This window comes from Caloramator sp. E03, assembly GCF_006016075.1.
Classification (GTDB): domain Bacteria; phylum Bacillota; class Clostridia; order Clostridiales; family Caloramatoraceae; genus Caloramator_B.
Window position 1 is genome coordinate 2,148,749 of sequence record NZ_CP040093.1, and the last position, 15,238, is coordinate 2,163,986.

10 protein-coding genes, 1 pseudogene and 1 CRISPR repeat array (1 of these 12 only partly in view) are annotated in these 15,238 nt (G+C 29.4%); all 11 genes and pseudogenes read left to right on the forward strand.

Annotation, left to right across the window (positions count from 1 at the left end; translation table 11 throughout):
- Positions 1-5 precede the first annotated feature (5 nt).
- The 11 genes and pseudogenes from FDN13_RS10475 to tnpB all read left to right on the forward strand — a co-directional run bounded on the left by FDN13_RS10475 (position 6) and on the right by tnpB (position 13,794).
- Entirely contained in the window at positions 6-1,103 is a 1,098-nt protein-coding gene (locus FDN13_RS10475; protein WP_138980215.1) for a 2-hydroxyacid dehydrogenase, read from the forward strand.
- Positions 1,100-1,933: a class II fructose-bisphosphate aldolase gene (locus tag FDN13_RS10480; RefSeq protein WP_138980217.1), complete on the forward strand. Its 834-nt coding sequence runs from the start codon at positions 1,100-1,102 to the stop codon at positions 1,931-1,933. The genes FDN13_RS10475 and FDN13_RS10480 overlap by 4 nt, the downstream gene beginning before the upstream one ends.
- A gap of 546 nt (positions 1,934-2,479) precedes the next feature.
- Entirely contained in the window at positions 2,480-3,847 is a 1,368-nt protein-coding gene (locus tag FDN13_RS10485) for a GntP family permease (protein WP_138980220.1), read from the forward strand.
- 67 nt (positions 3,848-3,914) lie between these two features.
- Positions 3,915-5,435, forward strand: coding sequence for an FGGY-family carbohydrate kinase (locus FDN13_RS10490; RefSeq protein WP_138980222.1), 1,521 nt, complete (start codon positions 3,915-3,917; stop codon positions 5,433-5,435).
- Positions 5,436-5,640: 205 nt separating this feature from the next.
- Positions 5,641-6,375, forward strand: a complete 735-nt coding sequence (gene cas6 / locus FDN13_RS10495) for a CRISPR-associated endoribonuclease Cas6 (RefSeq protein ID WP_138980224.1) — start codon at positions 5,641-5,643, stop codon at positions 6,373-6,375.
- A 1-nt stretch (position 6,376) separates the two neighbouring features.
- Positions 6,377-8,275 (forward strand): TIGR02556 family CRISPR-associated protein, encoded by a 1,899-nt coding sequence (locus FDN13_RS10500; RefSeq protein WP_138980226.1) that lies wholly within the window; start codon positions 6,377-6,379, stop codon positions 8,273-8,275.
- Entirely contained in the window at positions 8,268-9,143 is an 876-nt protein-coding gene (gene cas7b, locus FDN13_RS10505) for a type I-B CRISPR-associated protein Cas7/Csh2 (RefSeq protein WP_207670880.1), read from the forward strand. The genes FDN13_RS10500 and cas7b overlap by 8 nt, the downstream gene beginning before the upstream one ends.
- Before the next feature lie 4 nt (positions 9,144-9,147).
- Entirely contained in the window at positions 9,148-9,867 is a 720-nt protein-coding gene (cas5b, locus tag FDN13_RS10510; protein ID WP_138980231.1) for a type I-B CRISPR-associated protein Cas5b, read from the forward strand.
- Between the two features lie 33 nt (positions 9,868-9,900).
- The gene (gene cas3 / locus FDN13_RS10515) at positions 9,901-12,210 is read left to right on the forward strand and encodes a CRISPR-associated helicase Cas3' (RefSeq protein WP_138980233.1); all 2,310 of its coding nucleotides are present in this window, start codon (positions 9,901-9,903) and stop codon (positions 12,208-12,210) included.
- A 110-nt stretch (positions 12,211-12,320) separates the two neighbouring features.
- Positions 12,321-12,722, forward strand: a complete 402-nt coding sequence (gene tnpA, locus FDN13_RS10520; RefSeq protein ID WP_073249092.1) for an IS200/IS605 family transposase — start codon at positions 12,321-12,323, stop codon at positions 12,720-12,722.
- A gap of 2 nt (positions 12,723-12,724) precedes the next feature.
- Positions 12,725-13,794, forward strand: a pseudogene (gene tnpB / locus FDN13_RS10525) (IS200/IS605 family element RNA-guided endonuclease TnpB).
- 303 nt (positions 13,795-14,097) lie between these two features.
- Positions 14,098-15,238: direct repeats of the CRISPR family, unit length 30 nt; unit sequence GTTTATAGCCTACCTATGAGGGATTGAAAC; it runs 9,314 nt beyond the window's last position.

The following is a 15,238-nucleotide window of genomic DNA, read 5'->3' on the forward strand; positions in this document are numbered from 1 at the left end:
TTATTATGACAAAAAAATTTAAAACTATTTTACTTGGAGATGCTATGATCCCTGGTAAAGATTTTGAAAGTGCATGTAAAAAATACCTTTCTGACTTTGTAGGTGAAATTGTTGTAGGAGATTGGGAGCCTGACTGGAATAACTTGCAGTACAGAAGGCTTGAGGTAGAGAAACACGGACCAGAAATTGAAATTGTTGATAAATTGATAGTTGAACATGGTAATGATGCTTCTATGCTTTTAGGATTATTTGTACCTGTTTCATCAAAAGTTTTTGATCTTATGCCTAATTTAAAAATTGTTGGAGTTTCAAGAGCAGGTGTGGAAAATGTAAATGTAAAAGAGGCTACCAGTCGAGGGATACTTGTGTTTAATGTTGAAGGAAGAAATGCAGAAGCAGTATCTGATTTTGCAGTAGGTTTGATGCTTGCAGAATGTAGAAATATTGCTAGAGCTCATTATTCTATAAAAAATGGAAAGTGGAGAAAAGAGTTTTCTAATTCTGATTGGGTTCCTGAACTTAAAGGGAAAAATGTTGGTATTATAGGATTTGGATACATAGGGAGATTAGTAGCAAAAAAGCTTATGGGTTTTGACGTAAATAGAATGGTATATGACCCATTTATAAGTGAAGATATAATTAGAGAAGCAGGATGTATTCCAGTTGATAAAGAAACATTGTTTAAAGAAAGTGATTTTATTACAATACACGCAAGACTTTCTGAAGATTCAAAAAATCTTGTAGGAGAAAAAGAATTTGAAATGATGAAACCTACTGCATATATAATAAATACAGGAAGAGCTGGATTAGTTAATGAAAAAGCTCTTATAAAGGCATTAAAGGAGAAAAAGATAGCGGGAGCAGGGCTTGATGTTTTTTGGACAGAACCAATACCACAAGATAGCGAGTTTTTGCAGCTTGATAATGTAACACTTACTACCCATATAGCAGGTACGACAAAAGAAGCTTTAACAAGATCTCCTGAACTTCTTATGGAAGATATTTGTAAATTGTTAAGAAATGAAAAACCAAGGTTTATTATTAATGGTGAAGTTTTAGAAAATGATGAATTTAAGAAGTGGCTGGAGGAAGTGAGAAAATGATAGTAAATTTAACATCAATTTTAAAGGATGCTCGCTTAGGTAAATATGCTATAGGTTCTTTTAATGTATATAGTTATGAAACAATAAAAGGGGTAATTGAATCTGCCATAAAATTAAATAAGCCAACTATAGTTGCTTTTGGAGAAAGATATTTAGAAAATATGGATTTTGATTCAGTTTATGCGACTGTAAATGCTCTTGGGAAGAATACTAATACACCTATAGCATTACATTTAGATCATTGTAAATCATTTGAACATATAGTACAAGCTATAAGAGCAGGATTTACATCTGTTATGTATGATGGTTCAAATTTGAGCTTTGAAGAAAATATAAAGGAAACAAAAAAAATTGTATCCATTGCTCATTCAGTAAATGTATCTGTAGAGGCAGAACTTGGAGGAATATCCCTTGGAGATCGTTCTAATGAAGAAGAAAGAGAACAAATATATACTGATCCAAATGAAGCAGAAATATTTGTTAAGGAAACAGGTGTTGATGCGCTGGCTGTATCAATTGGAACAGTTCATGGTATGTACAAAGGAGAACCTAAAATTGATATTGGTGTATTAAAATCAATAGCATCCAGGATAGACATACCTTTAGTATTGCACGGAGGATCAGGAACTCCTGAGAATATAATAAAAGAATGCATTAGGAATGGTATATGCAAAATAAATGTCAATACTGAAATATCTGCATATACTGTAGATAAAATTAAGGAAGCTCTTCGATCAGATAAGGATTATCATCTTTCAAAAATTTCCATATTAGAAATAGAATATATAAAAGAAGTTGTAGAAAAATATATGAACATGTTTTATAGCTAAAAAAATATTCAATGTCTCAAAAGACTTTGAATATGATAAAAAACTATACTTGTGCATTAATAATCAAAAATTAATAAACAGTGCACTGAAAAATAATAAAAATAAAGGAATAGCTTAATATTTACAGCTTTTTAGTTACTAAAGAAAAATTGTTAAATATCTAACTTTTACCTGAGTTAATTATATAACAAAAAAAAGATGTTATCAATATGAATATAGCAAATATTATTTAGTCTGATATAGATATAAAATAAAACAATATAGAAAAAATAAGACAATTTCACAATTTATGTTGATTGATTTATGAATATCCATTTTCAAAAGTTTATATATCATATTTTAAATTTAAATACTATTTTGACCGAATTTTATTTGTAAATATAATAATTTTTTAATGCACAAGTATAGCAAAGTTTTTTATAAGAAGATAATCCATAATTAATAATTAAAAATTATCTGATCGATTTGAGATATAGTTGTATCTTATAACAAAAATTTTCTAAAAATTAAAAATTTAATATTTTTAAATTAAGGGGGATTAATGTTATGGTAACTGGTCCGATGTTGATGATAATTTTTTTAATAGCAATAGCTTTTGTTTTGATTTCTATAATTAAGTTTCGTTTAAATCCTTTTATTGCATTGCTTGTTACTTCAATTTTAACTGCATTTATGGTAAGAATGCCTTTAGATAAAATAAGTTCTGCAGTAACGACTGGTTTTGGAAATACGCTTGCAGGCATAGGCATTGTTATTGGACTTGGGATTATTTTAGGTCAAATTTTAGCAGAAGCGGGTGCTACTGAACAAATAGCTAACAGTTTATTAAAAGTTGTAGGAATAAAAAATTCTCCTCTTGCTTTAAATATAACAGGATATTTAGTATCTATTCCTGTTTTCTTTGATGCAGCATTTGTAATACTCATGTCATTGGCAAAGGAATTATCAAGAAAAACAAAAAAACCTATTATAACATTTGTAACAAGTTTGGCTGTTGGATTGATAGTTACACATGCTATGGTAATACCTACGCCTGGACCATTGGCTGTAGCAAATAATATGAAGATAAACTTAGGAATATTTGTATTATATGCAATTATCGTATCACTACCAGCATCATTAATTGGAGGCTGGTTATATGGTTTATTTTTAGGTAAAAAATATGATTACAAAGAAATAGCAAGTAATACTGTTGATGAATCAGCTGCAACATCAGAATTTGTAAGAGATAAAAATAAGCCTATGCCTTCAGGTGGTCTTTCTTTGTTTGTTCTTTTGTTACCAATATTATTAATACTTTTAGGAACGATTATGAACATTTTACTTCCTAAGGGATCAAAGGCTGCAGTAATTTTTAATTTTGTTGGAGATAAAAATATTGCTCTTTTGATTGGTGTATTCGTTGCAATATTGAAGTTAGGTAAATATTTAGATCAACCAATAAATAAGATAATAATAAAAGCTGCAGAATCAGCCGGTATGATTCTTTTAATTACAGGAGCAGGTGGTTCTCTTGGCAACATTATAAATAGCAGTGGAATAGGTAAATATCTTGTTGATACATTATCAAAATGGAATATATCAATTATTATATTGGGATTTATTTTAAGCCAAATCTTAAGAGCGGCTCAAGGTTCCACAACAGTTGCATTAGTTACAACATCCTCAATATTAGGTCCTGTAGTTATGCAAATGGGAGTGTCACCTGTGCTTGTTGCTATTTCTATTTGTGCAGGTGGCATAGGATTATCATTACCTAATGATTCAGGATTCTGGGTTGTACAGCGTTTTTCAACCTTGAGAGAATCAGATACTATTAAGGCATGGACTATAGGTGGTACAATAGCTGGATTAACAGCTCTTATCTTTACTTTAATATTAAGCATGTTTTCAGGAATATTGCCAGGAATATAATAAAATTTTTTTCATTTTTCTTTTAAGTAAAAATTATAATCTTGGTAAATTGCTGGAGGAATAAAAAATGAACTGTGTAATTACAATTGATGTTGGTACTTCGAGTTTGAAATCTACAGTATATACCTTATCAGGCAAGAGCTTATATGGTTCTGCTAGTGAGTACCAACCTGTTTTTTTAAAGAACAATTATGCTGAACAGAGTCCAGAAACATGGAAAAATGCATTAATCCAAACTTTGAATGATATTTCAAAATATGTAAGCAACAATAGTATTGATATAATAGCAATATCAGTTACATCACAGAGAGCATCGATAATTCCTGTTGATAAACATGGAAATTACCTTCATAATGCAATTATGTGGCAGGATAAGAGAACAACGCAGGAGTGTAAAAAAATAAGTAAATTTATAGATATAAATACTATATATAGAAAAACTGGTTTGAGGATAGACCCATATTTTTCAGCACCTAAAATGCTTTGGCTCAAGGAAAATTGTTCTGAAATTTATAATAAAAGTTATAAAATTTTAGGCGTTCAGGATTTTATTATATATCTTCTGACCAATAAGTTTATCACAGATTGGACGCAAGCCTCAAGAACAATGTTAATGGATATAAACAATTTTAAATGGGATAGAGATATTCTTGATATTTTGGAAATAAATGAAGAAATTTTACCGGAATTATGTCCTCCAGCCTCTATTGCTGGGAAACTAACAGACCAAATAGCAAACACAGTTGGACTAAAAGGTGGTATACCTGTCATTATTGCGGGTGGTGACCAGCAATGTGCAGCCGTAGCTTTGAATATTTTGCAGGAGGGATATGCTGAAGCTAATACAGGAACAGGTTCTTTTGTAATAGCATATTCAGATAAACCAGTATTTGATATTAAAAACAGAACATTATGTAGTGCAGCTGCTATTCCAGGAAAATGGGTGGTGGAAGCGGGGATACTTACAACAGGAACTATTTATAGGTGGCTTAAAGAACAGTTTTATCCAGATAGTATAGATGGCGAAAATAAGTATGAATTGCTAAATAAAGAAGCATCTATATCAACTACTGGAGCTAATGGAGTTATAATGATTCCGCATTTTCAAGGAAGTGCAGCTCCTTATTGGAACCCAGATGCAAAAGGGATGTTTTTTAATCTTACTTTAGGAACAAAAAGAAGCGATATAGCAAGATCAGTTTTGGAGGGAATTGCTCTTGAGATAGCTGAAAATGTATTTCTAATAGAAGAAAATATAGGCAATATCAATACTATAAGTGTTGCAGGTGGAATGACAAGGTTTGATTTATTTAATCAAATCCAGGCAGATGTTTTTAATAAACCTGTAATAAAATATGAAAATAGTGAGGCATCTTCACTTGGAGCATTGATTAGTACCTCTGTAACATTAGGTTACTATGAAAATTATAAAATTGCATTTAAAAATATAATAAATGATAATCCTACATTATATGATCCGTGTGATAAAAATGCAGAGATATATAAAATAATAATAAATAGGAAAAATAAGTTATATAATGCATTAAATGAAAATGATATATATAGTTTATTTAAATATGGAATATAATCTAAGTATCTTTATCAGTTGGCAGGTATTTGTTTAGAATACTTGCCTTTTCTTTATTGCAAGATACAAAAATATATTTTTGTAAAATAAAGCAGCATATTTTTAAATTTATAAAAAATTTTATTTTAATTAGGAGGATTTTTTTAATATTCATAGAAAAATATAACATAAAAGTAAAATAATCAAAGAATACAGAGGTGGTAAATTGAGGGCTGATATAAATATAAAGTTAGAAACTCCATTGGAGCTTCCTATACACTACAATCACATTATACAGGCGGTTGTTTTAAGGTGGCTTTCTGATGATAACTACAGTAAATTCATACATGATACGGGATATAAATACAAAAAAAGGCAGTATAAAATGTATACCTTTTCAAAAATCTATGGAAAATTTTCCATAGATTATAATAAAAAGACCATAACATATTTTGATAATATAATGCTTTCTATTTCATCATTAGAAAATGAATTCATGAAGTATATTATAAACACTGCAATTATTAATGATGTTGTTATAGGTAAAACGAGGGGACAAGTTGAGAACATAACTTTTAAATCTTTGGATTTAATAAATAAAGGAAGGATAAGAACAAAATCCCCAATAGTTGTTTATAGTACCTTTTTATTGGAGGATAAAAAGAAAACCTATTATTATAATCCAAAAGAGGATGAATTTGAAAGCATAATTAGAAACAACCTTATAAAAAAGTATATTGCCTATTATGAAAGAGACCTACAGAATAAGGAATTTAAAATACATCCATTAGGCAATTTAAAAGAGAGCATTGTAATTTATAAAGGTACTGTTATTAAAGGATGGAACGGAGAATTCGAAATTGAAGGTTCTCCAGAGCTTATAAAAATAGCCTATGACACAGGCCTTGGTTCTAAAAATTCTCAAGGATTTGGATGTTTTGAATTCGTTGGGAGGTGCTAATTTGATAGAGGGAATTGTACAAATAGGTAGGGCCTTAACAAAGGAAGGGAACCTCCTTGATACATTAATTAGAGAAGTTCCTGTAAAAGACAAAAAAGACAAACCACTTTTAATAATGAAGCTTAATTTTAAAAAAGACAGCCTTGATATTGATATTAAAGAAGAAATGGATAATGAAAGTGTAAAAAAATACATCCATGTAGGTTCTGCTGATGTTCCAACGTCTCCCCAGTGGTTTGCAACTTCAAAGAATATAAATTATTTTTTAACTGAAACCTTATATAATCTTACAAACATAGATTTTGGGGATAATCTTAATAAAAAGATAAAATACGTATTTGATAACTTTTATATTAAAATTGATGAAAACATAAAAAGCGTAAAATATCAATATGCCCTTGATATGGAAAGATATTTAGACAAAGAGCTTGATGTTAAAAATATTTATTTAAATATGAAAGGCCAAGGGAAAAATGATAAGGAAATAACAAAGGAGCTTTCTAAAGCCTTTGAAGTATATATTAAAGAAAAATATGATATAAAGCTTAGTGAAGTTGGCCTTTTTACTATTTTAATTGATGGTATTCCTCTTTCCAGCTTTAAAGAATATCAAGAAAAAGTTCTTGAAGCAAAAAAAGCAGGTGGACAGGAAGAAGATAATAATCTTTTATGCTTTATATGCGGCTCTAAAAACAACGTTACTTCAGATGTAGCTAAAATGAAGATAAAGTACTATACAACAAACCAGATAATATTTGCAAGTGAAATAGATGCCAAAAACTATTATAAAAATATGGCATTATGTCAGGACTGTTTAAACTCAATAATAGCTTCAGAAGTATATATGGACAACAATTTAAAAACCAAAATCGGAGATTTAACAGCTTATATAATCCCACATTTTATATATGGAGAACCTTTAGATAAGGAGGAACTTGATTTTATAGTAAAAAAAATAAACAAATCCTTAAACATAGCTAAAAACCTTAAGGCAATAGAGAGCTTTGAATATGATATGCTAAATTTTCTTGAGCTTAAAGAAGAAAGAACTTATTATGTTCTAAATTTTATGTTTGTGAAACAGTCAAATCAATCAACTAAAATACAAAGGTTTATAAAGGATGTTCCTCCCAATATATTTGAAAAGATAGCTAAGGCTTCAAAATATTCTTATGATGTAATGAAAAAATCATTTTATAAATACAATAGCCGCATAGATCTTTTAAATATATATTACACGATACCAATAAAGGTTAAAAAAGGAGAAGTTGTAGAGTACAGAGACATATTATCCCTATATGATAGCATATTTACCCAAAGACCTGTGGATAAACTTCATATAATAGATAAGTTTATTGATGGAGTTAATGTTATTCGGCTAAACAAAGAGGGCTACAACTTAAAGACAGAGGAGATATGCTATTATATTTTAAAATCCAATATGATGATAAAATTCTTAGAAAAACTTAAATGTTTAAAGGAGGGAAAGGCTTTGGATACATCTTGCTTAAACGTAAAAGAAGAAATAAAGCAGTATATAAAGGATATGGGATATGATGAGCAGCAGACTGCAATGTTCCTTCTTGGAATTTTGATAGGGGAGATAGGTAACAGCCAGTATAAAAGATATGATGGCAACAAGCCAATACTTAATAAGTTAAACTTTAATGGTATAGACAAATCAAAAATTATAAGGCTTTCAAATGAAGTTTACACAAAGCTTGAGCAGGAAAAGATAAGAAACTTCAATGAAGTTTTGTATTCTGACTTTAAAAAGCTTCTTGATTCCAACATGAATAAATGGATGCTAAATAAAAATGAAAATTTATATTATATATTATCAGGCTATTCTTATGCTACTGCAAAACCAATGTTAAAGGAGGTTAATGAAAATGAATAACAGCGAAATACTTTTTATTTATGATTCAAAGCTTTCAAATCCTAATGGTGATCCTGATGAGGAAAACAGACCTCGTATGGATTATGAGAGGGATATTAATCTTGTTTCAGATTTAAGACTTAAAAGATTTATAAGGGATTATATATGCGATAAAGGATACGACATATTCGTAAGAAAATTAGATGATAAATCTGTTACAGCTGAAAAGAGAATGGAGAGCTTTAAAAATTCAAGTGAAGATGAAATATTAGAAAGTCTTGTTGATGTAAGGCTCTTTGGTGCAACAATGCCAATTAAAGGAGATAATAAAACCTTTATAGGACCTGTACAGTTTAATTGGGGATATTCTTTAAACAGGGTTGAACTTTTAGAAGCAAGCATAACCTCCCACTTTAAAACAAATGAAAAGGCTCAGCAGGGTACAATAGGAAAGGATTATAGAGTAAAATATTCCCTTATAGCTTTTTCAGGGGTTATAAGTGGGAAAAGAGCTCTTAAGACGAAATTGAAAGAAAGCGATGTTGACCTTTTAGATAAGGCTTTAAGATATTCCATTCAAAACCATGCTACAAGAAGTAAAATAGGAGAATATCCAAGGCTTTATATTAGGACTGTATATAAAGATGATGAAACTATATTGGGAGATTTTAGAGATTATATAAAGCTAAATGAAAAAATAGAAAACGTAAGGGACATTAAGGAGATAAGCCTTGATATAACATCCCTTTATAATCATTTAAAATTAAATTCTGAAAAAATAGATAAAATAGTATATTTTTCTGATGATAGCCTTGAACTTGTATTAAACGGAAATACTACTACCCTTTTGGAGGCATTAAAAGAATTTAACCTTTGTGAAGTAAGGTGAAACTATGGAATTTTTAGTTTTTGATATTAAAGGAAGATACGCTCATTTTAGAAAGTTTTATACTAATTCATCATCCCTTTCTTATTCTATGCCTCCAAGAACAACCCTTGAAGGGATTATTGCAGCAATCCTTGGACTTGAAAGGGACAGCTACTACGATGTTTTAAGTAGTGATAATCTTAATCTTTCTGTAAGGAAATTAGCTTCTACAAGAAAAATACTTCAAAGCCTAAACTATATAAAGGCAACTTCACCAAGTAAAATAATAAAGCCAGAAGAACATACACAGGTTCCTTTTGAACTTTTAACTGGAGAAGATGGGATAAAATATAGAATTTATGTAAATCACAAAGATTCACAGATAATGGACAAACTTTATGAAAGGCTTAAAAATGAAAAATATTTTTATATTCCCTATCTTGGGGCAGCACCCTTTAACTGCAGTATTTCTTTTTTAGGTAAAATTGAAGGGGAAGAAATTTTTTCGCAGGATTATATTGAAATTCTAACCCCCATAAGAAAATCCCTTATAATAGATGGAGGGCTTGATATTACAAGTGTAAACGGCATTTTAATAAAAGAGAAGATGCCAAGGGATTTTAAAAGTGGAAGGATAGTAAAAGAAGTTGAGGATTACATTTATGAAGAAGGAGGCAATAGCCTTAAAGTTAAATTAAAATCTCCTTATTATAAAATAGGTAATGAAAATATAGTCTTAATTTAGGTGCCTTTGGCACCTTTTTTGGAAGGTGGTATTTTGAAGTTTTTTTCACATCCTGATAAAGAGCTTATACTACATTTAAGGGAAGTGTATGAAATAAATAAGGATAAAGTGGATAAGGATTTAAGAGAATATTATAGAATAATCAGCTATTGTCATGATTTTGGGAAATTTACTTCCTATTTCCAAAGATATCTTAAAACAAAAAAAAGGGGCAAATATACAGATCATGGCTTTATTTCAGCACTTTTTGCTGCATTTTGTGCTTTTAAGGAATATGGTGAGGATAACATAGTGCTTTTAATATACAGCATAGTATTACACCATCATGGGGATCTTGAAAATGCATCTAAAGATTTACCTTCATCTATATCAGGATTATTAGAAAATGACTATAGGCTATTAGAAAAAATTGAAATTGCACAATATCAAATAAATGATATGATAAAAAACAAAAATTATATAAAAGAAGAATATAGAAAAATAGATTTTGATATCTATGTTGATGAATTCTTAGATTCTGATATTACATTTATTCTTAAAAAGTTAAAAAAATTATCTTTTTTAATGGAGAAAAGTCCAACGGAAAAAAATTATTTTGTACATCAGATTTTATATTCTTCTTTAATATCTGCAGATAAGCTAAGTGCATCACAAATAGATATTCCAACGGAAAAATATGCACAATATGAATGCCTTGACAGAGTTAGGCTTAAAATAATAGGCAACAGTTTTTCTACAATAAATGAAATAAGAAGAGAAATATTTTATAAGGTACAAAAATCAATTGAAAGGGATTATAAAAAATCGAGATTTTTTACAATAACGGCCCCAACAGGCACAGGCAAAACTTACACTGGATTTTTTGCAGCTTTAAAATTAAGGGAGCTTTTGGGTGGGAATAGGAGAATAATATACTGTCTTCCTTTTACTTCTATAATAGATCAAAACTATGATGTTTTATACGATCTACATAATGAAATTGAGGAATTTAAAGAGGAAAGCAGCAGATTTTTAATAAAACATCACAGCCTGTCAAATGTAGAATATAAAAGTGAAGAATATGAATATGATAATCTTGATTCAGAACTCTTGATTGAGAACTGGAGTAGTGGAATAATAGTAACAACCTTTGTTCAGCTTTTAGAAACTCTTATAAGCTGTAGAAATAGGATGCTAAAAAAGCTTATAAATTTAAAAGGTTCAATACTTATCCTTGACGAAATACAGGCAATAGATATATCATTTCTTCCACTTGTTGATTATGTTCTAAGAAAATCAAGTGAATATTTTAATTTGCATATTATTATGATGACAGCTACGAAGCCTTATATTTTAAACGAGGCTATAGAACTTTTAGATGACTGTACTAAATACTTTAGTATATTTAATAGAACAAAACTTATTATAAATCCAAATAATATTAAGTTGGAAGAATTTATTATGGAGTTTAAAAATAATATTGAGGATAAATCTTATTTAATTGTGTGCAATACTATATCTTCTTCTCTTAAGGTATATAATTCTTTAAAGGATTTAAAAAGAAAAATATATTATCTTTCAACTAATCTTTTACCTATTCATAGAAAAAGAATGATTAGTGAAATAAAGGAGTGTTTAGATAAAAAAGAAAAAATAATACTTGTATCAACACAGGTTGTTGAAGCTGGGGTTAACTTTGATTTTGATATTGCAATAAGGGATATAGGACCGATAGATTCAATAATACAGTGTGCTGGACGATGTAACAGAAACGGCAATAAGGATTTAGGAAATGTTAAAGTCTATTCTTTAATTGATGATGATAAGGATAGAGATGGTTTTGGCTTTAGTAAATATGTATATGGCATACCAGCTATTCGGATTACAAAGGAAATATTAGGCAAAGAAAGCATAGAGGAGAAGGAATACTATAATATTGTATCGGAATATTTCAAAAGAATGCAGGATAATAAATCAAAGGATAAGAGTATGTTTTTTAAGAATTCAATATTATCTTTGAATTTTTCAAATGAGGATAATAATAAAATTCCAATTTATAAGTTTTCATTAATAGAAAATAACTTAGGATATTTTGATGTATTACTTTTGTATGATGACATAGTTGAAGATGCCTTTGATAAGTATTGTAAACTAAGGAATGAAAAAGATTATTATGAAAGAAGAAGGCAGTATCTTAAAATTAAAAACATTTTAAAGGATTATACTTTATCGCTACCGATTAAATATAATAATATCTTCGAAGAGAAATTTGGCTTTTATATACTTCCGCGACATGGAATTAAAGACTATTATGATGAAAAGACAGGATTTATTAGAGATGCTAAATCCTTTGATATATTTTAACTAAACAGCAACATTCATCGCCCACTTCTGTAAGTGGGCGATGAATGTTGCTTGATAAATTATTCCTTTATGGTATAATCAGTATTATAGGAAGGAGGTTATGCAATATAATGGATTTAGATAATAATAATCATTCAGTATTCTTATTGTATTATCATCTTGTTTTGGTAACTAAATATAGAAGAAAAGTTATTGATGATAATATATCGAATAGACTAAAAGAAATATTTGAAAAGATACAAGATAATTATAATATCACATTACAAGAATGGAATCATGATAAAGACCATATCCATATATTATTCAAAGCACATCCTAATACAGAGTTGTCTAAGTTTATAAATGCGTATAAAAGTGCTTCATCAAGATTGATAAAGAAAGAGTATCCTAAAATAAAAGAGCAATTATGGAAAGAATATTTTTGGTCAAGAAGTTACTGTTTACTTACAACAGGTGGGGTGTCAATTGAAGTAATTAAAAAATATATAGAAAAGCAAGGGAAGGAGGTGTAACTTTGCTTAAGGCTTATAAATACAGAATATATCCAACAAAAGAACAAGAAGAATATTTTGCTAAGGTATTTGGTTGCGTAAGATTTATATACAACAAAATGCTACATGACAAAATAGAATACTATAAGCAAACAGGAGAAAAGTTAAACAATACACCTGCACAATATAAAAAAGAATATTCTTTTCTGAAAGAAGTAGATAGTCTTGCACTTGCCAACGCACAACTTAATTTAGAAAAAGCATATAAAATTTTTTTAGAGATAAAAAAATAGGATTTCCAAAGTTCAAGAAAAAGAAAGGTTACCAGTATTATACTACAAATAATCAAAATGGAACAGTAACACTTGAAGGTGGTTATCTAAAAGTTCCAAAGTTAAAGACAAAAATAAAAATAAAACAACACAGACAATTTGAAGGAAAAATCAAATCCGTAACTATATCAAAGACGCCAACAGGCAAATATTATGCTTCTATATTTGTAGAAGAAGAAATTAAAGAATTATCTAAAACAGATAGAAAAGTAGGTATAGATTTAGGCATTAAAGAATTTGCTATTTTATCTGATGGAACAAAGGTAGAAAATCCAAAATGGTTAAGAAAAACAGAAAAAAGAATTAAAATTATACAAAAATCATTATCAAGAAAGCAGAAGCAAAGCAAAAACTATGAAAGAACAAGACAAAAACTTGCTAAACTACATGAAAAAATATCAAATCAAAGAAAAGATTTTCTTCATAAACTATCTTCTAAAATTATACACGAAAATCAAGTGATAGTTTTAGAAGATTTACAGGTAAAAAATATGCAACAAAATCATAAATTAGCAAAAGCAATAACAGAAGCATCATGGGCAGAATTTAGAAGGATGTTAGAATACAAAGCAAAATGGTATGGCAGAGAAATAATAATAGCACCACAAAATTATGCATCAAGTCAAACATGTAGTGAATGTGGATATAAAAATCCTGATGTAAAGAATTTAGCATTGAGAGAATGGAAATGTCCAAAGTGTGGTGCAGTTCATGATAGAGATATAAATGCAAGCAAGAATTTGCTAAAATTAGCCATGTAATTGGTATATCTGGGGAGAGAACAGCCCTTTGAGCGTGGGATAACTTACTTCGCTGGGAGTATTGACCACGAAGCCACCACTTCTATAAGTGGGGGTAGTTCACATTACTTTTATGGATTTTATAAGATAATGCTAAATTGATTAATGATTTTATTAAATTTGTCGTCGACCTCTAATCCTGCAAAAAAGCCGGGTGATCGACGACAAAAGAAATATATATTTCATAAGGGTTTGCTTGTTTTATTAATATTTTGTTTACAATTGACAAAAAAAGCAAACCCTGTTATAATAATGCATGAACGGGTTTATAGCCTACCTATGAGGGATTGAAACTTCCAGATATAACAGATTCAACTACAATTCTTGATATGTTTATAGCCTACCTATGAGGGATTGAAACTTGGTTTTTTTATTGTTTGGTTTTGCTTATGGCTTTTGTTTATAGCCTACCTATGAGGGATTGAAACTATAATTCATTCGCTGATGTATTATTTCCCTTAATAGTTTATAGCCTACCTATGAGGGATTGAAACCAGCGTATGCGAAAAAAATACCCGAAATGTCTTATTTATGTTTATAGCCTACCTATGAGGGATTGAAACATAAATTATTCTAAGAGAATGTCTTTAAAGATTGAGTTTATAGCCTACCTATGAGGGATTGAAACTAATTGATATAGATAAACCAAAAAAGTTATAAAGCACCCGTTTATAGCCTACCTATGAGGGATTGAAACTTGTAATGCAGGAAACTATTGATTTAGATTGTATAGTTTATAGCCTACCTATGAGGGATTGAAACTATTACTATATAAGCAATTAATTATATAGTTATATACCGTTTATAGCCTACCTATGAGGGATTGAAACCTAATCGTATATAAAAGCATAAAAAAACAAGGCTAATGTTTATAGCCTACCTATGAGGGATTGAAACGATTTTTCAAGGCTTATACGGTTTCTATTTGCTACTGTTTATAGCCTACCTATGAGGGATTGAAACGCATGCTATTAAGCTTTGATTTATCTTGTCTCAATTGTTTATAGCCTACCTATGAGGGATTGAAACCGAATAACCCAATTTATAATTGATATAGATAAACCAAAGTTTATAGCCTACCTATGAGGGATTGAAACAAAATATTAGGAAAATCTCTTAAAGCGTCAATAGCAAAGTTTATAGCCTACCTATGAGGGATTGAAACTTTCAGCAAGAAGAAAATCAGGAAAATCCTTCCACTTGTTTATAGCCTACCTATGAGGGATTGAAACATATATCACCCTGTTGTATTGTTTTTCTGTCTGTTACGTTTATAGCCTACCTATGAGGGATTGAAACATCTCCCTCATTTTCTAATTCTCCTTTCTGCACCCCTGTTTATAGCCTACCTATGAGGGATTGAAACCAAAATAGAAAAAGTTGTATAACAGCCGATGTTATACGT